Here is a 22607-nt window from a genome sequence, read left to right as displayed (position 1 = left end):
AACAGCCTTGGACGAGCTGCCTAATACCACACTGTTAGCCGAAGCCGCGTCGACTGCTGACTTCAAGCCAATGGCAAGAGCGGTCTCGCCCGAAGCGCTGCTTCCCACGCCCATAGCGATGGCGCCCCTACCGCTCGAGGTAACATCGGTTCCGATACTGATTGATGATTCGCCGAATGCGCCAGTGCCGGGAGCTGTACGCGGCCCCATATAGATCGAGTTGACACCCGGTGCATAGGCCTGGAAACCAACACTGACGGCGTTCAACGCAGCGCTGTGAGCTGCATACCCGATCGCGGTCGCGCCGCCGGTATCGGCCAAGGCCATAAAGCCCGCACACATAGCCGAGCCGGAGTAGACGTTATAGGGCGGATTTGCGCAGCTGATCTGCGCTTGTGCCAGCGTCGTCCATGCAAGACCTCCGATTACCGCAGATGCCCCGACGACAGCGATGCCGAGGCGTTGCGATAACCTTTTACGCGGTGGCCGACTGGCCGTCGTACCGCTCGAGTGGCTGCTGGCCAGTTCCGATGCGACCACCAGCTGGTTGAGTGCGCGGTTCCACACCTTGCTGTAGATCTTGTTCATAGCGTTTTCCTGTTGCGTGGGGAGATGCACGGGAGGAATCAGCCGGAGAGTGGACCGCGCGCGCATGCGTGCCCGTCGCACGGCGCAAGACTGCGCCGCGCTCCCGCGCTATCGCGTAGCGGTTCTTCCCGGGTGTAGCGGCCGCGGCCTCTGCGTGTGCGGCCTCAGCCGCGCACGTCAGATGACAGCGGTATAGGGAGAATCAGTGGATCAGCCATCCCCGCGCGTGGGCGGTGGATGCAGCATCGCCATGCCGCAGGCAATCAGGCCGCGACATCGATGCTCGGCGTGCGTCTGGCTCAAGTTGTTGAGTCGCTTCGCTTTCGGCCGGTACGGCCGCCCGGGTGGATACGTGTCCATTGCGCCTGCCGCTCCCCTGCCAGCGTGTCCGTTGCTTTATCGATTCGACGAAGCCGTGCTTTTTCGGCACCTGGCAGTTATAGCTTAAGCACCGCTGAAATATTAAGGCAGAACTTTTGTTTTCGTGATGTGTGTCACGAACTTTGTGTGCGTTTCCTGCAAAAGCAAGCATTTGTGTGACAAACAAAAACGGTTCGCATTCGGGGCTCAGCACGCGATCTTCAAATGTCTTACAAAAGACTTATTGCACGGCCAGAATCTGAAGATCGTCATGCCAGCCATGACGAAGGAAGAGAAGAAAACGCTACGGAATTCGCTTGGCACGCTCGCTGACGCGGCCATCTTCGAGCACGGCGAGGGCGCCAGCCCTGCCGTCCTTATCCTTCTCGAAGTCAAAGCGCAGGTCGCGCTCCATCGCAAAAAAGCGCGTCGCCGATTCGGGATAAAGCGTCACGACGAGGCTTCCCGCCGTCAGTCTGAGGTGATCGCCATCGACAACAACGGTGATGTCGCCTACGTGTTCCGAGCGGTAATGCCCTGCGAAGGCATCTAGCGCCGCCGTCGGCAGCTTGAATTTCCTTGGTGGCGGTACGTATGCCACGGGTCCGTGGTCGTAGCTGAGCACGCGGTGCATCCGCCATTGGCCTTCGTCGTACTTCCACAGCGTGGTGAAGTCCGCCTGGCCGTCGAGGTGCTCGGGCTGGCCGTCGCGGGAGACGTAGAAGAGATGGCGTCCGGACATGATGCCGTAGCCGCCTTTCATCGGGTGGAACTTGACGCTTCCTTCGACGGCTTCGCGGCGCAGGTGCATCTTCGGATCGCCACAAGGGCCTTTCCGCAGCGAATCGATCAAGCCTTGGCGGGACGACGTGAGGCCGCCCTTGTCGTGATAGAACTCGACCTCCGGCGTGATCAGGTCGGCCATCGTCTTCATGTCGCAGGCGTTGTATGCCTGCCAGAATCTGGCAGCGGCAGCGCGTACCTGCGCTTCGTCGTCCGCGGCGCGCACGGGCGACGACAGGGCAGACAGGAGGAGGACCGAAGAGACGACGGATGTCGTGCGTGTCATGTTCCGCTCCGCGCTTCGTTGCGCCCAGCTTACTGAAGCAACCGGTTGATGTCCTCCAGATCCTTCAGCGTGGCAGCACCCGCGGTGCGCTTGAGCAGCAGCTTGTTGAGGATCAACTGGTGGCGCAACGCCGTGTACTGGCTGCGGATTTCGGCCAGTGTCTGGATGGCGACCACGACGTTGGTGAGGCTTTGCGTGCCGATGTCGTAACCGGCGCGCATCGATGCCAGGGCCTTCTTCGCGGCATCGACCGCGTTGCGGGAGTCGGTGACCTGGCCGATACCGGCCTCGACGAGGTTGAAATAGTTGTACGTGTCCCGGGCGGTCTGGCGGCGCACCGATTCCAGGTCGCCCTGGTCGGCGTCGCGCTGATGGATGGCCTGGCGCACCTGTGACTGCGTCAGGCCGCCACTGAACAGCGGCACCGACAGCACGAGGCCCACGGTCGTGGTGCCCGTGCCATAGCTTGCGGTACCGGGAAGGCGATTCGACCATGAACCCGCCTTGTCGTAACTCACCGCCAGGTCGAGCCTGGGCAGGTGGCCTGCCCTGGCCGCGTTGATCGAGTGCTCGTCGGCGCGAACGAGGTGGGTGGCCGCGAGTACGGCGGGGCTCTGGCGCATGGCCTGTTCAACCCAGGCGTTCGCGTCGTTAGGCGTCGGCTTTTCCAAGGGAATGTCATCGCGCAGGGGCTTCAGCGTTCCAGGCTCCTTGCCGGTCAGCTGCTGGAGTGCGCGGCGCGCATCTTTCAACGCGGTTTCCGCATCGACGCGCGACGACTTGATGTACAGGTAGTAAGCCTGCGACTGGGTGAGGTCTGCCTGCGGTGCGAGCCCCTGGCCGAACAGCGTCGTCGCCTGGTCGTATGACTGTTTGAAGGCGTCTTCGTACGACTTGAAAACGTCGACCTGGTCCTGCGCGACGAGCACGTTGAAGTATGCCGTGGTACTGCGGACGAAGAGGTCCTGCAGCTCGCCTTCATATCTGGCGTTCTGCGCGTCGGCCGTGAGCTTCGCCTGCCGCTCGCGAGCGAACTTCGACAGGTCGAGCACCGTCTGGTCGAGGGTCAGGGAAAGGTCGCGCTGGCGGCTATGGCCGCTGTTGGTGGGCTCCGCGTTTCCGTTGCCGTCGTTGATCACGCCGGAATAGCCGGGATGGAACTGCTGGAGGCTGAGGCCGGCATTCAGTTGGGGCAGCAGCGCGGCGCGTGCCTGGGGCACGCCTTCGGCCACGACCAGCCGCTGCGCATCCGCCGTAGCTAGCACGGGATCGTTGGCCACCGCCTCGCGGTAGATATCCAGGAGATCCTCGGCACCGGCCGTGGCCGGCACGCCGCCGGCCATCGCCAGCAGCACCGCCAGGCAAGTCGATAGCTTCCGCTTCTGCATGTTCGCCCCTATGCGTAAGGTGTTGATGGGGGCGTTTCAGCAAGAAGCGTGCCGCGCTTCCGTGGTCGCGTCTTTCCTCAACGGCACGGACACTTGCCAGATCCTGCGGCGTTACCCGTGGCCGGACCAAGCTGTCCGCGGACGGTGCGCCCGGACACCTCGGTCACCGCTACGCGGAGCGCATGGCGGCCACCGGGGGCACCGACGCGGCACGTAGTGCCGGCGCCAGCACCGCAAGCTGGCCGAGGATCCACAGCGCGGCGGCGCCCACCGGCAGGTACCAGACAGGCAGGCGCGGCAACTCATAGACCTTCATCAGGGCCATGTTGATGCCGTAAGCCAGGGCCATGCCGAGCACGATGCCGATGCTGACGATCAGGAAATTCTCGATCTGGAAGTAACGGAGGATGTCGCCGCTCGTGGCGCCGAGCGCACGGCGCACGCCGATCTGCTTGCGGCGCTGCGCGACCCAGAAGCTCGCCAGGCCGACGATGCCGAGCGCCGTCGTGCCCAGCAACGCCATGACCACGCCGAGCAGCAGCCCCGCCATGACCCGCGAACTGAGGAAGTACTTGCTGCGCAGATCGCCGATGGTCTGGCTCTGCGCCAGATCCATCACCGCTTCGGGCGCGGCTTTCTGCAGGGCTTCCCTCGCGCGGTGCATGACGCCCGGCAGGTCGGCCGGGGCGGCGCGGATCAGGTACCTGCCCGCGAATTGAGGGCCGGGAAGCGCCGGTACGTACACCGACCAGTCCGGATCTTTCGCCTCGCCGCCGCCCGGTTCCGGGACGGCCAGGTGATCCAGCACCCCGATCACACGGAAGGTCTCCCCGCTCCAGAAGGTCTTGCCGAGCGGGTTCTCGCCGGGCCAGAAATGCTCCGCCAGGACGCGCGTGACCAGGACCGGCGGATTCCTGGGTACGAAGGTTTCGACGGGCGTGTATTCGTTCCGGGCAGGCATGCGCCCGGAAACCAGGCGCATGCCAAAGGCCTCGGGCGTGCCGGGACTGCCAAGGTAGAACTCCACCACGCCCCCGAACTGGGCCTTGTCCGCGTCCAGGTACACACCTGCACGCCCGGCGTGCTCGCTGAAGGGCGTGGTATTGACGACGGTGGCCGTCTTTACGCCGGCAACGCCGCGAAGCGCCGACAACACCCGCGCGTTCAGATCGGCGGCCTGTTGCGGATCGAAGCCGTCGAGCTTGATCGTGCCCAAGGCATTCTCGTCGACCCCACTGACCACGTGCATCGCCTGTACGCGCTGCATGATCAGGAAGCAGGCATTGCACATCACGGCACAGGCCAGGGCGATTTCCAGGGCGATGAGGACGGTGGCGATGCGGTGTTTGCGCAGCGCGGCGAGGATGGGCTGGATCTGCATCGTGCTCATCTCAGATCACCTTCAGTTGCAGCGCGGGTTCGACGAGGCTCGCCCGCATGGCGGGCAGAAGGCCGGCGATGAGGCTCACGCTGACGGAGAGTGCGAAGGTCACCAGGAACATGGAGAGGTCGAGGTGGATGAAGTCCGCATAGGGCACGGGTTGCCTGCGGACGAGCGCGAGACCGAGCAAGGTCAGCAGGAGACCGCCGATGCCGCCCACGACACCGATGACACCCGCTTCGACCAGGTACTGGGCAAACACCGTCTTGCGCGTCGCGCCCAATGCACGTCGCAGGCCGATCTCTCCGCCGCGCCGGAGGAACTTCGCCAGCAGCAGCCCTACCACGTTGCACAGGCAGATGACGAGAAAGGCAAACGCCAGCATGGTCTGGAGCTTCACGTCGTTGGGAACGACGCCATTGAAGTCGAGCCATGCCATCAACGAGCGCAAGCGGTTGTTGTTCGCCACCGCGAAGCGTCCGAGTGCCTTCTGCTCCGCGGCGTAATCGTCCAGGTAGCGGCGATAGGCCGCGACCTTGGTGGCGTCGCCGAGCTGCACCCAGAGTGCTACCCATACGCATGGCGAATTCTGCAGGTGCCCGGGCGTCGCCGGCATGGCCCAGCAGGTGAACTGCTGGAAATTCCCGTCGTTGATCTCCAGCGCCGTGTTCAGCGGCGTGATCACGTCCTCCGGCTTGCTGTAGAAATCCGCCGTGTCGCCGTTCGCAAACCGGCCGGCCTTCACGTCGTAAAACAGCGGCGATGGCCGCCAGGACGCCAGCACCCCGACGATGCGGACGTCCTTACCCCGCAGGCGCAACGTGCGGCCCACGCTGTTCTCCCCGCCGAACAGCTTCTGGTTGAGGTCCGAGGAAATCACCGCGACGCGTGCGCGCGCGCTGTCGTCATCCGCGCTCCAGCCTCTGCCGTAGCGAAACGGCACGTCGAACATGGCAAAAAAGTCCGACGTCGTGGAGAGCATCGGCAGCATCAACGGCGGCAGCCTGGATTCCGGTGCTTCCAGCTTGACCGGGCTGTTGACGATGAGCGCCTGCCTGTCCGCACGATGCGAGCCCCACAGATCGCTCGCGGTCTGGTAATCGAGCACGTCGTACGGCTCGCGGCCCTTGGACTCCGGACTGACGTCCACCTGCGCGTAGTAGAGGTGCTGGCTGCGACCGGGGAGCGGATCGTCCGCCAGCAGGTGCATGACCGTCAGTGTCGTCATGCTCGCGCCGATGCCCACGGCGATCGCCAGCACCATGAGCGCGGTAAGCGTCTTGTTGCGCCTCATGTTGCGCAGCGCCAGTTCCACGTAATAGCCGAACATGCGCACCTCCTCGTCCTGGAAGAGCGATGCGGACCGGGGTCCGCATCGTCTCGTGACAAGGTATCCGCTTGGCCCGGCTCCTATATGTGCCATTGGCCAGCCCCTGCGCCCGGCTATCGGCCAACTTCTGGCACATGGCCGGGGTCAGCGCGCTTCAATCCGGGATATTCGGCTCCACCAGGGTCGCCAGCTGCATCAGCGATTCCTGCCAACCCAGGTAGCAGGCTTCCGTGGGGATGGCGTCCGGAATGCCTTCCTGCGTGACCTTCAACTCCGTCCCGACGCTGACGGCGGTCATCGTCACGGTGGTCACCATCTCGCCGGGGAGGTTGGGATCGTCGAAGACGTCGGTATAGCGCAGGCGCTTTCCAGGCTCCACCTCGAGGTACTTGCCGCCGAAGGCATGGCCGTTGCCCGTGGTGAAGTTGGCGAAGGACATCTTGAAGGTCCCGCCGACCTTCGCGTCCATCTGGTGGACCTTGCAGGTAAACCCGTACGGCGGCAGCCACTTGGCCATGGCGTCGGGATCGGTGAAGGCCTTGAACAGGCGCTCGGGGCTGGTGCGCAGGACGCGGTGCAGATTGACGGTACCCATGGTTTCACCTCGTTGTGATGGTAGAGGACGGCCCTCTATCACTCCGTCGAACGGCCACGGCCGAATTCGACATCCCTGGTCGCGTGGCGAACGCGGTCGCTCCATGGTCTGCGAAAGCCCGTTGAAACGCACCCGTGCGAGGCTCCGCCCATGATCCGCAAGACCGATTTCTACCTCGAGGGTGGCAGGCTCGGTGTCCTGCTGATCCACGGCCTCACCGGCACGCCGATGGAGATGCGCATGCTCGGCAAAGGCCTGCACCACGCGGGGTTCACCGTGCATGCCATGCAACTGGCGGGCCACTGTGGCGATACCGAGGATCTGCTCGCCACCGGATGGCACGACTGGTATGCAAGCGTGGAACAGGCCGCGAATGCGATGTTGGCGAGGGTGGACCAGCTGTTCGTAGGCGGCCTGTCCATGGGCGCGCTCCTCGCGCTCAAGCTCGCCGCCGACCGGCCCGACACGGTAGCCGGCGTGGGCGTCTACGGCGCGACGTTCCGCTACGACGGCTGGAGCATCCCCTGGTTCGCCCGCCTGTCCTTCATCCTGCCCCTCGCCAAGAAGCTGGGTCTCTGGCGCAACCAGGTCTTCATCGAACAACCGCCGTACGGCCTGCGCGACGAGCGCCTGCGCAGGCAGGTGAGCGAGGCCATGCAAAGCGGCGACAGCACCATCGCGGGCCTGCTCGGGAACCCCTGGCATTCCGCGGCCGAGCTTTACATGCTGTCCGCGCAGGTGCGCCGGCAATTGCACCGGGTGGTCTCGCCCTGCCTCGTCGCGCACGCCGTCGACGACGACATCGCCAGCGTACGCAACGCGGAGCTCGTACTCCGCGGCGTGAGTGGGCCGTCCGAGCTGCTGCTGCTCGACGACAGCTACCACATGATCACCATCGACAAGGAGCGGCGCACGGTGATCGAACGGTCCGCGCGCTTCTTCCATGCGGTGGCCGAACGCCGGAACGCGGAAGAGCAGCCTCGCCTGGCGCGGATGACCGGCTGACCCGGCCGGCCCGGCGTCGCGCGTGCACGGCGAGGGCACTCGAAAGGGCTTGAACATCGGCGGCGGCGCGAACATCATCGAGCCCGGCCCCAGGGGTGCCGTCCATACGCAGACGTGGGAACGGGCTGTCGTAGCCGAAGGCGCGCAGGGCAGGAAGACCAGGATCACCGTCGATCGCGATGCGGCTCCCCGCCTCGCGGCGGTGATCGACCCGTTGCCTCGACCAAGTGACCAAGCCCATGGACCGCAACAGATTTACCGGTTTCACCTCCCTTGCCACCTTGCTCCTGCTGGCGGGCTGCGCCGCGAATCCCCCGGCCTCGCCGGCGCCTCCGGCCGCCCCGCCCAAGGACGCCAAGGTCAGCTACGACATGGTCCCGGCGAAGGACGCAGACCGGCTCCACCCGGGCAAGGGCCAGCACACGTTCGGCGCGCAGCCCATCGAGAACCCGCCCCCGGTCTATCCGCCCGAACTGGTTTCGGCGAACCTGGCGGCCACGATCCGCGCCAAGGTGATCGTCGATGCCGACGGCAAGGTCACCGACGTGCGCGACCTCGACACCATGGGCGGCGAACATCACGGTGCCTTCTTCGCCGCCGTCCGCGAAGCCGCGATGCGCTGGCGCTACACGCCGATGACGGTCGTCCAGGACCATGAGGACGCGCGCGGCAACTTCAACCAGACGAAGACGAACCAGCCCTTCAGCCTCGACTATTCGTTCCGGTTCGAGCTGAAGGATGGCGTGCCGACGGTTTCGGCGACGCGTTGAGACGCGAAGGGCGTGCCGGGCATGAAGACCGTGCTGCTAGTCGTGGACATGCAGCAGGACTTCTTCCGGCACGAGGTACTCGCTGCACAACGGGAGCGGTTGGTCGCCCGAACGAATGAACTCGCCGCATTGGCCCGGGCTAATCGGCATGCGGTGATCTGGGTTCGGCAAGAGTTTGCTCCGGATCTGGCCGATGCCCCGCTTGAAGTAAGGCGGCTGGGCCTGAAGTTGACGATCGCGGGGACAGAGGGGGCGGCACTTGTCCAGGGACTGCAGGTCGCGAGAGACGACGTCCACGTGATAAAGAAGCGCTACAGCGCGTTCTTTGGTACCCGTCTCGACGAACACCTTCGCGCACTCGGTTGCGAGGCGGTCATCGTCGCCGGCATCAATACGCATGCCTGCATACGCATGACGGTCGTCGACGCTTATCAGCGCGATATGCAGGTCATCATGGCGCGGGACTGCATCGCGTCCCACGATCCGTCACATCACGAGGTGACCTGGAATTACCTCGACGGAAAGCTGGCTCGTGGCATGACCAATGACGAAATCGGAATGTTTCTGACGGCCTGATTCCGAATTGGTTCGTGCCGCACCTTCAATTGCACGTAGCGAACGCTGCCGCGACGTGGTCCACGAAGGCCCGCACCTTCGCCGAATGGCGACGCTCCTGCGGGCTCACCATGTGGATGGGCGACGGTATGCACCAGTCGGGCATCAGCCGCACGACGTCGCCGGATGCGATCTCGGCTTCGAACAGCCAGGTAGGCGTGTAGCAGATGCCCATGCCCGCAAGCACAGCAGCGCGCACCACTTCGCTGCTGTCGGTCTGCAGGTCGCCCGTTACAGCGACGCGACGCTCCGTGCCGATCGGGTCGGGCGCACCGGGGCCGGCCACGAAATGCCATGCGCTGCGCATACGTGTGCCGGTGTAGACGATGCAGTTGTGCCGGACGAGATCGTCCGGATGCCGCGGCGATTCCACTCCCCTCGGCAAGGAACGCAGGTAGCTGCGGTGGGCAAGCACCTCCCGGGTAGACACGCCGACGCGACGTGCGATGAGGCTGCTGTCGGCAAGATCACCGATGCGGGCCGCCACGTCGATGCCGCCTTCCACCAGGTCGACGAAACCGTCGCTGAGCTTGAGGTCGATCTTCACCTCGCGATGTTTCGCCAGGAAGCTCTGCACCAGAGGCATGAGCTTGAGCCGCCCGAAGCCCACCGACGCCGCGACGCGCAGCCAGCCCTTTAGCTGCTGATGACCGGAGTCGAGTGCCGCCTCCGCTTCCGCGATCTCGGCCAGGAGCCGGCGCGCCTGCTCGAAGTAGCGCTCGCCTTCCTCGGTCAGCGCCAGCGAACGGGTGGTGCGCGCCAGCAGCTTCGCGCCGAGTTCCCGCTCGAGGGCCGCCACCTGCTTGCTCACTCCGCTCTGCGTGCTACCGGATTCCTTGGCGACGGCGGAGAAACTGCCGGCCTCCACGACCCGTACGAAGGTCTGCATGGCCTGCAGCTTGTCCATGGCGGCACCTTTCAATCCTGCGGGGACTGAATGATATGCCAATTTTCGGTCTAGTTGGTGCAGGCGGAATCAATCAAGGTTGGTTCCACGATCTTCACCGAGGAAATCCACATGAAGAACCAAGTCGTCCTGATCACCGGCGCTTTGACCGGCATCGGTCGCGCCACCGCCTTCGCCTTTGCCGCGGAGGGCGCGCGCCTCGTCGTCAGCGGCCGTCGCGAGGAAGCGGGGCACGCGTTGGCCGCCGAGCTGCGCGCCATGGGCAACGAAGCCGAATTCATCCGCGCCGACGTCCGCCACGAAGCCGACGTGCGCAACGTGGTCGAGCAGACCGTAGACCGATTCGGGCGCCTCGATGTCGCCGTGAACAACGCGGGCACCGAGGGCCAGCTCGGACCGGTCGCCGAGCAGACGGTGGACAACTACGAGGGCACCTTCAGCACGAACGTGCTGGGCACGTTGCTCTCCATGAAGCACGAAATGCGCGTGATGCAGGAACAGCGCGCCGGCGCGATCGTCAGCGTCTCCTCCATTGCCGGGCACGTCGGCATCGCCGGTGCGTCGGTCTACGTCGGTAGCAAGCACGCGGTGGAAGGCATGACCAAGGCCGTGGCCCTCGAAGGTGCCGGCATCGGCATCCGTGTCAACGCCGTCGCGCCGGGCCCTGTCGCCACCGACATGCTCGACCGCTTCGTCGGCAACGACGACACGGCGAAGGATGGATTTCTCGCGACGATCCCTGCCAAGCGCGCCGCATCCGTGGACGAGATCGCCCAGACCATCGTGTTCCTCGCCAGCGACAAGGCCCGCTACCTCACCGGCCAGGTCCTCGCCGTCGACGGCGGCTACTCGGCCCAATAACGTTCCGCTCTTCCCATCGAAGGAGAGTCACCATGACCAGCATCAATGTTCCGACCCGCGAAGAAGTCTCCCCGGCTAACCAGGCGCTTTTCGACAACCTGAAGAAGGGCCTCGGCAAGGTTCCCAACCTGTATGCGGCCCTCGCCCACTCCGAGCATGCGCTCGGCAGTTATCTCGCCCTGCAGAACGCGAAGAGCAGCATTACTGGGAAGGCACGCGAGGTGGTGAACCTCGTCGTAAGCCAGGTCAACGGTTGCGAATACTGCCTCGCGGCGCATACCGTCATCGGCAAGATGAGCGGCTTTACCGATGCGCAGGTGCTGGAGATCCGTAGTGGTCACGCCAGCTTCGACAACAAGCTCGATGCGCTCGCAAGGCTGGCGAAGGCCGTCGTCGAGCACCGGGGCAAGATCGATGACGTAACACTGGAAGCCTTCTTCGCCGCCGGCTGGACGAAGGAGAACCTGGTCGATGTCATCGTGACCGTGGGCGACAAGACGATCACCAACTACCTGCACTCGGTGACGAAGGTTCCGGTCGATTTCCCGGCGGCACCGGAGTTGGCCGCCTGAGATGTCGCCCAGGCCATCAGGCTGCGTCATACCTCTCGAGCCAGTGGGCGTAGGGAGCCGGTAACGTCCACGCAGCATCTGGCTTCCCCAGCGCCAGCGCTGCTCGATAGGGCCAATGAGGATCGGCGAGGAAGGATCGTCCCACCATGACGATATCCAGCTGGCCGGACTTCACCGCATGCTGGGCGACATCGGGCGTGCCCATGTTCCATGCCGCGGAGACGGGAATCCCGGCTTCGCGGCGGATGCGCTCCGCAATGGGTGCGAGGAGTCCGGGAGCCCAGGGAATGTTCGCCTCCGGCGTGGAAAATCCGATGCTCACGTTGAGCATGTCCATGCCTTGCCGTTTCATGGCCTTCGCCAATGCAACAGAGCCTGCCAACGTTTCCTCGTCCCTGCCGTCGTATTCGATGACGCCGAAGCGCACCGTCAGTGGCAGGTGCCCGGGCCACACCTCGCGCACGGCAGCCAGGGTTTCGATCAGGAAGCGGCTGCGGTTTTCCAGGCTGCCGCCGTAGCGATCGTCGCGCTGGTTAGAGTGTTCGGAGAAGAAACTCTGGGCGAGGTAACCATGCGCGAAATGCAGTTCCAGCCACTCGAAGCCGGCGGCAAGCGCGCGGCGGGCGGCGGAAACGAAATCGGCCTGCACTCGCGCGATGTCGTCCAGGGTCATCTCGCGAGGCACCTTCGGAAGGTGTCGACCGTACGGAATGGCGGACGGTGCCAGGGTCTCCCATGACCGCGGATCGTCGTCCGGGAGGTGGTCGTCGCCCTCCCATGGCCGGTTGGCGCTGGCCTTGCGCCCGGCATGCGCAAGCTGGATGCCAGGTACCGCGCCGGCGGTCCTGATGGCGGCGGCCAGGGGTGCGAGTGCCTGGGCCTGCTCATCGGTCCATAGACCCGCGCAGCGGGGGGTGATGCGACCCTCTGGCGACACCGCCGTAGCCTCCACGACGACGAGGCCCGCTCCGCCCCTGGCCAGGCTTTCCAGGTGGACCCGGTGCCATGAGTTCACGAGGCCCTCGTTGGCCATGTACTGGCACATGGGTGCGACGGCGATGCGGTTCCGCAGAGTGACGTCTTTCAGGGAAAACGGGTCGAAAAGAGAGGGCATGGGGATGCTCCTGAAGTGCCTGCGGAAAAGGTAGGCGCTGTAGAATTTGCCGACAATCTCTCGCATTGGCATTTGACTCATGCAAGAACCGCAGGAATCGGGCGATCCGAACCTCGAGGAGTTGAAGGCGTTCGTCGCCGTGGCGACGATGGGGAGCTTCGCCGGGGCCGCCAGGAAACTTGGCCGCGACAGTTCCGTGCTTTCGCGACGCATCCACGCCCTGGAAAAGCGCCTGGGTGTCAGGCTGTTTGCACGCACCACCCGCGCCGTCGCCGTGACCGAAGCGGGTGCACAGTATCTGCGCCGTGTGCAGAACGTCCTGGACGAGCTGGATGCGGCGAATCTCGAAGCCAGCGACATAGCGGGAACACCGCGCGGCGTGTTGCGCCTGTCGCTGCCGCACGCATTCGGCCACCGCTGGATCGCGCCGCTGTTGCCGGAGTTCATAGGGCGCTATCCGCAAGTCCGGGTGGACGCGAGGTTCACCGATCGCTACGTGGATATGGTGACCGAGGGATTCGATCTTGCCGTCCGTATCGGGCAACTGGCGGACAGCTCCTACGTCATCCGCCGTATCGGTACCCACCGCACGATGCTGGCGGCGTCGCCGGCGTACCTGGAACGACGCGGTGTTCCGACGCAGCCCGACCATCTACCCGCGCACGACTGCCTCGGATTCAGCGGCTACATCACGTGGCCGCGCTGGCCCCTCGCGAAAGGCGGTGAGCGATTGAGCTTCGAGCCTAAGGGTCCATTGGTCGCCGACAGTTCGGAAGTATTGCTCCAGGCCGCGCTGGCAGGCCTCGGGATCGTGTTCGCTCCCGACTGGCACATCGTGCCGTATCTTCGCCGCGGCGAACTGGTCGAGCTGCTACCTGGTTGGGGCGCGTCGAATGACGGACCGGTGAACATCGTGCATCCGCCGGGACGCATCGTGCCTGCCAAGTCGCGGGTGTTCATCGAGATGGTTGCGGAGCGGCTGAGCGGAGGGTGGCAGTGGGACGGCGCTCAGGTGGAATGAACCCATCGTTGTTCGTCTGGCCTTCCACAGCGCGCAAGCGTCCGACCGGTCCAGCGCGCATGGCCGGCCCCTGAGCCAGGCCCGCAACAACTTGCCGCTTGACGCCCCAGTCCGTCTGCTGACACTTTTCCCGCCACGCGGCGTCCGTGCAACGCGGACCGCTAAAGGGGGCAGTAAGGGACAACGTCTTATCACGCTTGGGGAAGTGCTTGAAGACACCGGAAGAATTCGCGGAAGCGATGAAGGACAGGGGAGCGAACGCACCGCAGCGTCCTGAGGGCGAGTTCGTGGTTTCGGCTCGCAAGAAGCCGAAACCGGTGAACGTCTGGTGGCCCGACGTCGGCAGCCTTGACCAGGCCATCAGCGCATCGGACCTGGGGTTCTGGGTCGCCCTGGCTGTCGCGGCCGTCAACGCGATCGTCGCTACGATCAGCCTGGTGCAGCACACGGCCATCGGCGGCGTCGATGCCAATGGGTACATAGACGCTGGCCTGTTCGCCCTCGCCGGCTGGGGCATACGCCGACGGTCCAGAGTGGCAGCCGTCGCCGGATTGCTGCTCTTCCTACTTGAGAAGGTGTACCAGTTCGCCACTCAGCCTAATGCCTACATGGGTTCGTGGCTGGCGATCATCATTCTTGCCGGTTTCATCAGTGGCGTGAGGGGGACCTTTGCCTACCATCGCCTTGTTCCGGAAGGCTTCGTGGCAAGCGCAAGGCCGATCACGCTGATGGGCGTGGACCTGCGGCGCCCGCCGGCCATCTGGGTGACCGCGCTGCTGTGTCTGGTCATCCTGTACAAGCTGGCCATGGGCTGGGTGGGAGGCACGCTCGTCCTGTATGCGTTGAAGGCCGCGGTACTGGTCCTGGCGGCGGTGACTTTCCTGGCGATTTTCAAACGGCCCGCATGGGGTCGCTTCGTAGCTGCTCTCTTTTCGCTGCTCGTTGCTGCCCTGTTGGTATTCATCGCAGTGAAGAGTCGCCCGCCAAGCGCGGCGTCCGCCGTGCTGGTCTGGGCGATACTTTGCGGCTCGGCGGCGCTCTATGCCTACGCCATGTGCCTTGGTAAACCGGTCAGGACTTACTTCGCCGAAGGCAAGGTCGCTACGAGATCGTGAGCGAGTCGATCGCCGCATGATTTCCTTCGCCATTTAGGTACGTTAGCCGGTTCCCGCCAGTCATTTCGTCGATCCGGCCTATGGTCTTGTGGTCTTCGGGACGAGTTCGAGCTTGCGGATAGCGTCAGCGATTCGACAGCCGCTCGGTGATGAGATCGACCAGGACACGGAGTCGTTTCAGGTGTCGGAGGTCGCGATGATATCCGAGCCACGTCGTGCGGGTTGGCGGCTCATCGTCCAGGTCCACCCGCTCCAGGTCCGGGAAGTGTTCCGCGAGGGGAATGGGTATGACGGCCACACCTGCGCCGTTTGCGCATAAGCGCGCCTGTGCATCGCGGCTATTGCTGCGATAGGCCACGCGCGCATTGGGAAGCCGTTCTTGAATCCAACTGACGTCCGGCATCGAGGCAAAGGCGGTATTCATTGTAATGATGGTGGCGCCGGTACCATCGCCGACCTTGGGGTGGGGGGAGCCCCGTCGGATGTAAGCGCCATAGTGCATTGTGAGCAAGGGACGCGCGACCACGTCCACTTCCTCGAAGGGCCGGATCCTGAAAGCCAGATCGGCCTCGCGGCGCGCCAGGGAGTAAAAGCGGGACGATGTCATCAACTCGACAACAACGTGCGGATTCGCCGCGCCGAACTCAGCGATGAGCGGAGCCAGCAGATACGTCCCGAACCAGTCCGAGGCCGTGACGCGGATCAAGCCCTCAACGAGTTCGCCCTTCCCGGCGAGCTGCCGTTGAAAAGCCAGTGCCTCCTGTTCCAGGCGTTCGGCATAGACGACGACCGAGTTGCCCTCCTCAGTCAGGACAAAGCCATCGCTGGTTCGTTGGAAAAGCTTCTGTCCAACGGCTTGCTCAAGGGACGCCAGACGTCGGCCCATGGTTGGCTGGGATTGGCCCAACGACCTGGCGGCTGCGCCGAGTGTGCCGTTACGCGCGATGGCAAGAAATACGCGAATGTCGCTCCATTCCATATGACCACCATTGTGTCGTCAGCCACCATGCGGTGGAGGATCCCGGTCCAAACAATCTTGCATGACGACCATTCAGTTTCTTGTATGTCCGTCGTCGTCAAGCGGGTGATACGCTGCCAGCCGCGTGTCGTCTCAGCGCGACCTCTCTTATACAGATGTCGCGCCTTCGATTTCCCGGGCTGACCGCGGTCCTTCAGGCGCGCGGTCAAGAGCAGCTGGCATGTTTATTGTGTCCGAGATTGGCAACCTTAGCTCAGCTGTCGCGCTTCTGCCCCAGAGGCTACGGGATGTCAGCTTCATCGACCCATATCAGCCGTTCAACCGCCATGCGACACGAAGAACTCGTCGGGCGGCGCGGTTAGCGACGTGCCCGGGCATCGGCAGGTACCAATCTGGCACTCGCGTATGCACGAAGGTTACCCCATGAAAGCCATCGGCTATTTCCATCCTCGGCCCATTACCTCGGTAGATGCACTGGTCGCTGTCGATCTTCCGGATCCCTCCCCTGGTCCGCGCGATCTGTGCGTCAGCGTGCATGCCGTTTCGGTCAATCCAGTCGACACCAAGAGCCGCGCTACCCGCTCACCCCCCGAGGGACAAGTGATGGTTCTCGGCTACGACGCCGCCGGCGTGGTGGAGGCGGTTGGAGCGGAAGTCACTCTGTTCAAGAAAGGCGATCATGTCTTTTATGCCGGCGCCGTGGACCGGCCCGGGACCAATAGCCAGCTGCACCTGGTCGACGAGCGCCTGGTCGGTAGAAAGCCCAAACGGCTCACCTTTGCCGAAGCAGCGGCGTTGCCGCTTACCTCGATTACCGCCTGGGAGCTCCTGTTCACACGCCTGGCTGTGCCCTATGGCGTAAAGAAGTAACTTTTCCCCCGGAGCGAGTCTGACTCGAGGAGTTCTTCAATGCATGTCTCTGGTTGCGCCCTCGCTACCTGCATCGCTGTTTGTCTAGCGGCAGGTCTTGCCGCTCACGCTCAAACGCCGGTTCGCGGAGGATCTATGACTCATTCGACGTCCAGCGGCTCGACGCCTTCGGTGACTCACGTCGCCACCGATCGCCCCATCGGCCAGATTGAGTCGGTTTTCGAGTTTCACGACGACATGCCGACCGGCGTCAGCGTTGCCTCCGACGGCCGCATTTTTGTCAACTTTCCGCGCTGGGGAGATGATGTGCCATTTACTGTCGGCGAGATACGCAACGGCAAGGTGGTCCCCTACCCCGACGCGGCGATTAACACTTTCGATCCGAAACGTCCAGGCCAGACCCTTGGGAGTGTGCAAAGCGTCGTGGTCGATGCGGTGAACCGCCTCTGGATCCTGGATACGGCGGCACCCAAGTTCTCGACGCCGGTTCCCGGTGGAGCGAAATTGGTAGCTGTCGACCTCAGCACCAACAAGGTCGTGAAGACGATCGTGCTTGCCTCCAACACCGTGCTACCGACTACCTATATCAACGACGTGCGTTTTGACCTGCGCAAGGGAAAGTCGGGCGTGGCGTTTATTACGGACTCGTCCGTGTCCGGCCCCGGCGCGATCATCGTCGTAGACCTGGCTACCGGCGAAAGCTGGCGCAAGCTCAGCGGCGACGTTTCCACTTCTCCGGATCCTGCGTTCGTCCCTGTCGTGGAAGGCGAGAGGCTCGCGGTCCGCGAGAAGGGCAAGCCCCCGGCGCCGTTCAATGTCGCTTCTGACGGCATCGCGCTTTCTGCAGACGGCGCTACGTTGTATTACTGCCCCCTATCCAGTCGGCATCTCTATGCCGTGCCCACGGCGCTTCTCCTGGACCGTCATGCGTCGGATCAGGCTGTCGCCAGGGCAGTCGTCGACCTGGGCGAGAAAGGCGCCTCCGACGGGCTGGAAGCGGACGACAAGGGGCGTGTGTATGCAGGTGACTATGAGAGAAACAGCGTTCGCCGGCGCCAGGTTGATGGGGAATGGATAACGATCGCGCATGATCCGCGCATTCTCTGGCCTGATACGCTCTCAGTAGCGGCCGATGACTATCTCTACTTCACGGCAAACCAGCTCCACCGGCAGGCGCAGTTTCATGAGGGCAGGGATCTCCGCCAGAAGCCGTACTCGTTGTTCCGCGTGAAGATCGATGCTGGCCCGGTGCTCCTCAAGTAACTTTCGCAGGGCCGTATAGCCGAAGGAACTCAAGTGCAAACGACGCTCAAGTGGGCATTCGTTCTGGGGCTGGCTGTGGCCACGATCCCCGACAGCGGGTCGATGGCGAATGGGCTTCCGAACTATTCGCCCCAAAGCATTATCGCCAAGTTGGGAGCACCGTCGGAGGAAGCAAAGCAGAAGTTCGCCGACGCGGGTATGCGGAGTGTGCATGCACACACACTGACCCTGACTGAGCGGGTCGATGTCGAGCGGGCTATCGCTTCCCTGCCGGTGCTGCACCGTCAGGTGCTTTCCGAACACCTTAACTCACTTAGCTTCGTGGATGGGATCCCCGGTGAGGGCACCGGCCTGACGTCTCGCAACGGTACAAGCGACTCCTATGACATCACGCTCCGGGCCAGCTTGATCCATGAGTCGCTTTCCGATTTCTTGACGACGAAAGAGCAGAGGGTCTTTCGTAACCCTGCGCGAGGTATCGTCACCGTTCGAGGTAAAGGTGTCAGTGCACTGACCTATGTGCTGCTTCACGAGTCGACCCACGTGGTAGATGCGACCTTGGGCCTGACTCGCGATCTCGAGCCACCATTGGTGAGTGGCGCATGGACAGCGCGCGTGGACCCGGTCGCGCGCTTCGCCAGCGAGCCCGCGCTGAAGACACCGTTCCGCGGAGCGGAACCCCTTCCGGAGTCAGACGCGATGAGCGTGTATCGCTCGCTATCCCGCACGCCCTTTGTCAGCCTTTACTCGACGGCCTCGTCGTCGGAGGATTTGGCTGAACTGATAAGTTGGTATGTCATTGCAACACAGCATCGAGGATCGTTGACCATCGATGTCCGGACTGAAGACGGCCGACTTGTGGAAACTTTCGAGCCGTTGAGGTTCCCGGGCGTACGTGCGAGGTTTCCGGGTATCGAGGCGCTATTGGCGAGGAGACTCATGCCTGACGCCAGCGCAGGACGCACCTAGAACAGCTCCCCCTGCGGCGAATGGACCCTCGGCGCCACAAACTTCGACGTATCCAACACCGTATCCCAAGCCCGATCCAACCCCGCCTTCCGCGTCGCCACCTGCACCCGCTTCCGGATGATGTCCGCGAACACCCCCTGCCCTCGCATGCGCGTGGCGAAGTTCGAGTCGTAATCCTTCCCGCCATTCATCTGCTGGATGAGGCTGATGATGTGCGCCGCGCGATCAGGGTAATGCAGTTCCAGCCACTCCCGGAACAGCTGCTTCAACTCGTAAGGCAGCCGCACACAGGTATAGCCGATGGCATTCGCGCCGGCGGCGCCGGCTTGTTCGATGATGGCTTCCACGTCGCGCTCGTTGAGTGCGGGAATGATCGGCGCGACCAGGACGCCGACGGGTACCCCGGCCTTCGCCAAAGCCTCCACCGCCTTCATCCGCCGATGGGGTGCCGATGCGCGCGGCTCGAGCTTCGATGCCAGCTTGTTGTCCAGCGAGTTGATCGAGATGAACACCTGTACCAGCTTGCGCTGCGCCATTGGCACGAGGATGTCGAGGTCGCGCTCCACCAGCGCGTTCTTGGTGACGATCGTGCACGGATGGTTGCATTCGTTGAGAAGCGCGAGCGCGGCACGCGTGAGCCGCCACTTCTTCTCGATCGGCTGGTAAGGATCGGTATTGCTGCCGATGTTGATCGGCTTGCACACATAGTTTCGCTTCGACAGTTCGCCGCGAAGGATCTCCTCGAGGTTGGTCTTGGCGAACAGCTTCGTTTCGAAGTCGAGACCGGGCGAGAGGTTGAGGTAGGAGTGCGACGGGCGGGCGAAGCAGTAGATGCAGCCGTGCTCGCATCCACGGTACGGGTTCGTCGACTGTTCGAAGCTCACGTCCGGCGAGTCATTGCGGCTGATGATGCTGCGGGCCAACTCCTCGCGCACCTCCGTCGCCGGGCGGTGTTCCTCGTCTTCGCGGTACCAGCCGTCGTCCTCGGCCTGGAAGCGCGTGGATTCGAAGCGGCCCTCCGGGTTGGAGGCGGCGCCGCGGCCCTTGTGGCGGCGGATCATGGGAATTGGCTCGGACATTGTACAAATGTACGACTCGTCCGTCTCAAGGCGTGCGATACGGCAAACCGGGCTGCGCCGCCGGTTTTATCCCAAGCAGCGCTTATGCAGACAAGGCGGCAGCCAAGCCAACTGGTCCAATTCGCGGGTTGACCCCAAGCCGTTCGCTATTCCACCTCAAGGAGATCCGCCCATGCGCCATCCGCTGCTCCGTACCCTGCTGTTTGCCGCCATTGCCGTCAGCCCGGGAGCCTTCGCTGCCGACAAACCCACCGTGGTCCTCGTGCACGGCGCGTTCGCGGATGCCTCCAGCTGGAACGGCGTGGTCGACCTGCTGCAGAAGGACGGCTATACGGTCGTGGCGGCCGCGAATCCGCTGCGCAGCGTGAAGACCGATGCCGCCTATATCGGCGATGTCCTGGCAAGCATCAAGACGTCCGTCGTGCTCGTCGGCCACTCTTACGGCGGCTCTGTTATCACCGAAGCCGCGGAAGGGCACGAGAACGTGAAGTCCCTGGTTTACGTGGCGGCGTTCTCGCCGGAGGTTGGCGAGTCGGCCGCCGCGCTGTCCGGGAAATTCCCGGGCAGCACGCTCGGTCCCGCGCTCGCCACCCCGGTGCCGCTGTCGAACGGCGACAAGGACCTCTACGTCCAGCAGGACAAGTTCCCGGCGCAGTTCGCCGGCGACCTTCCGGCGAAGGACGCCAAGGTGATGGCCGCCGAGCAACGGCCGATCACCGCCGGCGCCCTCAACGAAGCGGAAACCGCAGCGGCCTGGAAACACATTCCTTCGTGGCACATCTACGGCACGAAGGACAAGAACATCCCGCCGGAATCGATGAAGTTCATGGCCGAACGTGCGAACTCGAAGAAGACCGTCGTCATAAAGGGCGCTTCGCACGTCGTGATGACGTCGCATCCGAAGGAAGTCGCGGAGCTGATCGAGGCGGCGGCGAAGGCCGATTGAGAGAACGGCCCTCCTGCAGGAGCACGTTGCTCCCGTCAGACGCCAAGGCCTGTGCAGGACATGCACAGGCCTTGTGGCCGTCGCGGTGTTGTATGCGTCATGCGCGGCACCGACACTCGTTCCACCCGCACGAGGCTGCCTGTCGCACCTCATCGACCACGGAGTGGACCATGTCGCTTTCGAATTTCCTCAAACTCGCCGCCTTCGGCACGTCGCTCACTGCTGCCGGCGCAGCCACCGCGGCCGCGCCGGCCAACCCGCATCCGACCATCCGGGCCATGTCCGGGGCGACGCCGCTCGACAGCCTCGATCCGAAAACGACCGCGCTGGTCGTCATCGATTTCCAGAACGAATACTTCACCGGCAAGATGCCCATTCCCGACGGGAAGAAGGCATTGGCGAACGCACGACGCCTCGTCCGCTTCGCCGACGCCATGAAGATGCCGGTGTTCGCGATCCAGCACGTCGCCCCGGCGGGATCGCCGTTGTTCGCTCTCGACGGCGAGACCGTGAAGTTTCATCCCGACATGAGGCCGCGGGCGCAGGACAGGGTAGTGCAGAAGAGGACCGTCAGCGCGTTCGCCAGTACCGACCTGGAGCGCCGATTGAAGGATGCCAAGATCGAAACGATCATCGTCGCCGGATTGATGACCCACGCCTGTGTCGCCGGGGCAGCCCGTGACGCCGTGCCGCGCGGATTCCACGTCGTGGTAGCATCGGACGCGTCGGCGACACGACCCATCACGCGTGTGGACGGCACATCCGTCGACGATAAAACCCTGCATCGCTCGGCACTCGCCGAGATCGAGGATACCTTCGGCGACGTGCTGACCACATCGGAAATCCTCGATCTGCCGTTGCGCTGATGCGGCCGATGCCAACCTGAGTTTCCGTCCATGGACCAGTTCCTCGCGATGCGGGTCTTTCGCTGTATCGTCGAGACCGGCGGGTTCTCCGCCGCCGCCGAGCGGCTGGAGACCACGCATTCCACGGTATCCCGCCAATTGAAGCAGCTGGAAGCCGCGCTCGGCGTCCAGTTGCTCAATCGCACCACACGGCACTTTGCGTTGACCGCCGCCGGCGAACGCTATTACGCGGCATGTATCGACATACTCGAGCGGGTGCAGGCCGCCACCGAGACGATGACCGATGAGCAGGCGCGTGTAGCGGGCCGCCTGCGGGTAAGCGTCCCTCACGTCATCGGTACGCTCGAACTGCCCGACTGGCTTCCCGCGTTCCAGCATCGCTATCCCGAGATCCGGCTCGACCTGTCCTGCAGCGACCGCTTCGTCGACCTCGTCGCCGAAGGCTTCGACGCAGCGCTCCGCATCAGCGGCGCCCTGGCCGACACGAGCCTCGTCGGCCGGGCGCTCGCCGTTTCCGATATCGTGCTGGTCGCCGCGCCCGCTTACCGCGATCGGCGTGGCTCGCCGCGCACACCGGAAGAACTGGCACAGCACGAGACGCTGGCGTTTTCGGGAAGCGGGGCGGCCGAACCATGGGTGCTTACCCCGGCAAGCGGTGCCACGGTCCGCGTGGCGCCGCGAGGATCGCTGGCCCTGGATGCGGTCACGGCGCTTTACGCGGCCACGCTTGCCGGTGCCGGCATCGCGGCGTTCACGCGGCGCACCGCGCAGACGGACCTGCTGCGTGGACGGCTGGTTCCGGTACTCCCGGGGTATACGCTGGGCAGGCAGCACTACCACATCCTTTATCCGCAGACGCGGTATGTGACCCCCAAGGTGCGGGCCTTCGTCGACTACATGGTCGAACGGTACCGGGACGAATAGCGGTCAGCGTGGCCCATCCG

General features: G+C 64.0%; 21 protein-coding genes and 2 pseudogenes. 13 read left to right on the top strand and 10 right to left on the bottom strand.

The features are described 5' to 3' along the window. Nucleotides 1-72: 72 nt before the first annotated feature. The 6 genes and pseudogenes from ACR9ZH_RS06280 to ACR9ZH_RS06255 form a co-directional block, all read right to left on the bottom strand. A pseudogene (locus ACR9ZH_RS06280) lies at nt 73-588 on the bottom strand (ESPR-type extended signal peptide-containing protein); the annotation flags it as partial. Nucleotides 589-1252: 664 nt separating this feature from the next. Further along, nucleotides 1253-2017, bottom strand: coding sequence for a nuclear transport factor 2 family protein (locus ACR9ZH_RS06275; RefSeq protein ID WP_481289903.1), 765 nt, complete (start codon nt 2015-2017; stop codon nt 1253-1255). A 29-nt stretch (nt 2018-2046) separates the two neighbouring features. Beyond that, a complete protein-coding gene (locus ACR9ZH_RS06270; protein ID WP_481289902.1) occupies nt 2047-3405 on the bottom strand; it encodes a TolC family outer membrane protein in 1359 nt (452 codons plus the stop codon). A 169-nt stretch (nt 3406-3574) separates the two neighbouring features. Then, nucleotides 3575-4786, bottom strand: coding sequence for an ABC transporter permease (locus tag ACR9ZH_RS06265; protein ID WP_481289923.1), 1212 nt, complete (start codon nt 4784-4786; stop codon nt 3575-3577). Between the two features lie 10 nt (nt 4787-4796). Next, on the bottom strand, nt 4797-6116 hold the full coding sequence (locus ACR9ZH_RS06260; protein ID WP_481289901.1) for an ABC transporter permease: 1320 nt from the start codon (nt 6114-6116) through the stop codon (nt 4797-4799). 154 nt (nt 6117-6270) lie between these two features. Continuing rightward, nucleotides 6271-6711, bottom strand: a complete 441-nt coding sequence (locus ACR9ZH_RS06255) for an SRPBCC family protein (RefSeq protein WP_481289900.1) — start codon at nt 6709-6711, stop codon at nt 6271-6273. Nucleotides 6712-6861: 150 nt separating this feature from the next. Here ACR9ZH_RS06255 and ACR9ZH_RS06250 point away from each other — a divergent pair, with 150 nt between their 5' ends. The 3 genes from ACR9ZH_RS06250 (at nt 6862) to ACR9ZH_RS06240 (ending at nt 9062) form a co-directional block, all read left to right on the top strand. Continuing rightward, nucleotides 6862-7716 carry an alpha/beta hydrolase gene (locus ACR9ZH_RS06250; protein ID WP_481289899.1) on the top strand — a complete coding sequence of 285 codons (855 nt, stop codon included), beginning with the start codon at nt 6862-6864 and terminating at the stop codon, nt 7714-7716. Between the two features lie 239 nt (nt 7717-7955). Continuing rightward, complete coding sequence (locus tag ACR9ZH_RS06245) at nt 7956-8486, top strand: energy transducer TonB (RefSeq protein WP_481289898.1); 531 nt, start codon at nt 7956-7958, stop codon at nt 8484-8486. Nucleotides 8487-8507: 21 nt separating this feature from the next. Next, on the top strand, nt 8508-9062 hold the full coding sequence (locus ACR9ZH_RS06240) for a cysteine hydrolase family protein (RefSeq protein WP_481289897.1): 555 nt from the start codon (nt 8508-8510) through the stop codon (nt 9060-9062). Between the two features lie 25 nt (nt 9063-9087). On the opposite strand, the gene ACR9ZH_RS06235 is transcribed toward ACR9ZH_RS06240, so the two are convergent. Continuing rightward, nucleotides 9088-10008, bottom strand: a complete 921-nt coding sequence (locus ACR9ZH_RS06235; RefSeq protein WP_481289896.1) for a LysR family transcriptional regulator — start codon at nt 10006-10008, stop codon at nt 9088-9090. A gap of 111 nt (nt 10009-10119) precedes the next feature. On the opposite strand from ACR9ZH_RS06235, the gene ACR9ZH_RS06230 reads away from it, so the two are divergent. Then, nucleotides 10120-10869, top strand: coding sequence for an SDR family NAD(P)-dependent oxidoreductase (locus ACR9ZH_RS06230; protein WP_481289895.1), 750 nt, complete (start codon nt 10120-10122; stop codon nt 10867-10869). A gap of 32 nt (nt 10870-10901) precedes the next feature. Continuing rightward, nucleotides 10902-11441 (top strand): carboxymuconolactone decarboxylase family protein, encoded by a 540-nt coding sequence (locus tag ACR9ZH_RS06225; protein ID WP_481289894.1) that lies wholly within the window; start codon nt 10902-10904, stop codon nt 11439-11441. A 16-nt stretch (nt 11442-11457) separates the two neighbouring features. Here the strand turns inward: ACR9ZH_RS06225 and ACR9ZH_RS06220 are convergent, their stop codons facing one another. Further along, complete coding sequence (locus tag ACR9ZH_RS06220) at nt 11458-12555, bottom strand: NADH:flavin oxidoreductase/NADH oxidase (RefSeq protein ID WP_481289893.1); 1098 nt, start codon at nt 12553-12555, stop codon at nt 11458-11460. Between the two features lie 79 nt (nt 12556-12634). Between ACR9ZH_RS06220 and ACR9ZH_RS06215 the strand changes: the two genes are divergently transcribed. Next, a complete protein-coding gene (locus ACR9ZH_RS06215; protein WP_481289892.1) occupies nt 12635-13576 on the top strand; it encodes a LysR family transcriptional regulator in 942 nt (313 codons plus the stop codon). Nucleotides 13577-13785: 209 nt separating this feature from the next. After that, on the top strand, nt 13786-14691 hold the full coding sequence (locus tag ACR9ZH_RS06210) for a hypothetical protein (protein WP_481289891.1): 906 nt from the start codon (nt 13786-13788) through the stop codon (nt 14689-14691). A 124-nt stretch (nt 14692-14815) separates the two neighbouring features. Here ACR9ZH_RS06210 and ACR9ZH_RS06205 read toward each other — a convergent pair whose 3' ends face one another. Beyond that, nucleotides 14816-15670: a LysR family transcriptional regulator gene (locus tag ACR9ZH_RS06205; RefSeq protein WP_481289890.1), complete on the bottom strand. Its 855-nt coding sequence runs from the start codon at nt 15668-15670 to the stop codon at nt 14816-14818. Nucleotides 15671-16093: 423 nt separating this feature from the next. Here ACR9ZH_RS06205 and ACR9ZH_RS06200 point away from each other — a divergent pair. The 3 genes and pseudogenes from ACR9ZH_RS06200 to ACR9ZH_RS06190 form a co-directional block, all read left to right on the top strand. After that, nucleotides 16094-16528 (top strand): annotated as a pseudogene (locus ACR9ZH_RS06200) (alcohol dehydrogenase catalytic domain-containing protein); the annotation flags it as partial. 147 nt (nt 16529-16675) lie between these two features. Next, entirely contained in the window at nt 16676-17803 is a 1128-nt protein-coding gene (locus ACR9ZH_RS06195; RefSeq protein ID WP_481289889.1) for an L-dopachrome tautomerase-related protein, read from the top strand. A 33-nt stretch (nt 17804-17836) separates the two neighbouring features. Continuing rightward, a complete protein-coding gene (locus ACR9ZH_RS06190; protein ID WP_481289888.1) occupies nt 17837-18772 on the top strand; it encodes a hypothetical protein in 936 nt (311 codons plus the stop codon). On the opposite strand, the gene ACR9ZH_RS06185 is transcribed toward ACR9ZH_RS06190, so the two are convergent. Next, nucleotides 18769-19833 (bottom strand): PA0069 family radical SAM protein, encoded by a 1065-nt coding sequence (locus tag ACR9ZH_RS06185; protein WP_481289887.1) that lies wholly within the window; start codon nt 19831-19833, stop codon nt 18769-18771. The genes ACR9ZH_RS06190 and ACR9ZH_RS06185 overlap by 4 nt on opposite strands. Before the next feature lie 190 nt (nt 19834-20023). On the opposite strand from ACR9ZH_RS06185, the gene ACR9ZH_RS06180 reads away from it, so the two are divergent. The 3 genes from ACR9ZH_RS06180 (at nt 20024) to ACR9ZH_RS06170 (ending at nt 22587) form a co-directional block, all read left to right on the top strand. Then, a complete protein-coding gene (locus ACR9ZH_RS06180; protein WP_481289886.1) occupies nt 20024-20797 on the top strand; it encodes an alpha/beta fold hydrolase in 774 nt (257 codons plus the stop codon). 170 nt (nt 20798-20967) lie between these two features. Further along, a complete protein-coding gene (locus ACR9ZH_RS06175; protein ID WP_481289885.1) occupies nt 20968-21663 on the top strand; it encodes a cysteine hydrolase family protein in 696 nt (231 codons plus the stop codon). Between the two features lie 30 nt (nt 21664-21693). Next, entirely contained in the window at nt 21694-22587 is an 894-nt protein-coding gene (locus ACR9ZH_RS06170) for a LysR family transcriptional regulator (protein WP_481289884.1), read from the top strand. Nucleotides 22588-22607: the final 20 nt, after the last annotated feature.

The sequence above is a fragment of the Luteibacter sp. SVR4-7G genome, from assembly GCF_056755555.1.
The sequence above is the reverse complement of the archived record's forward strand: the minus strand, read 5'-3'. Positions and strand labels throughout refer to the sequence as shown.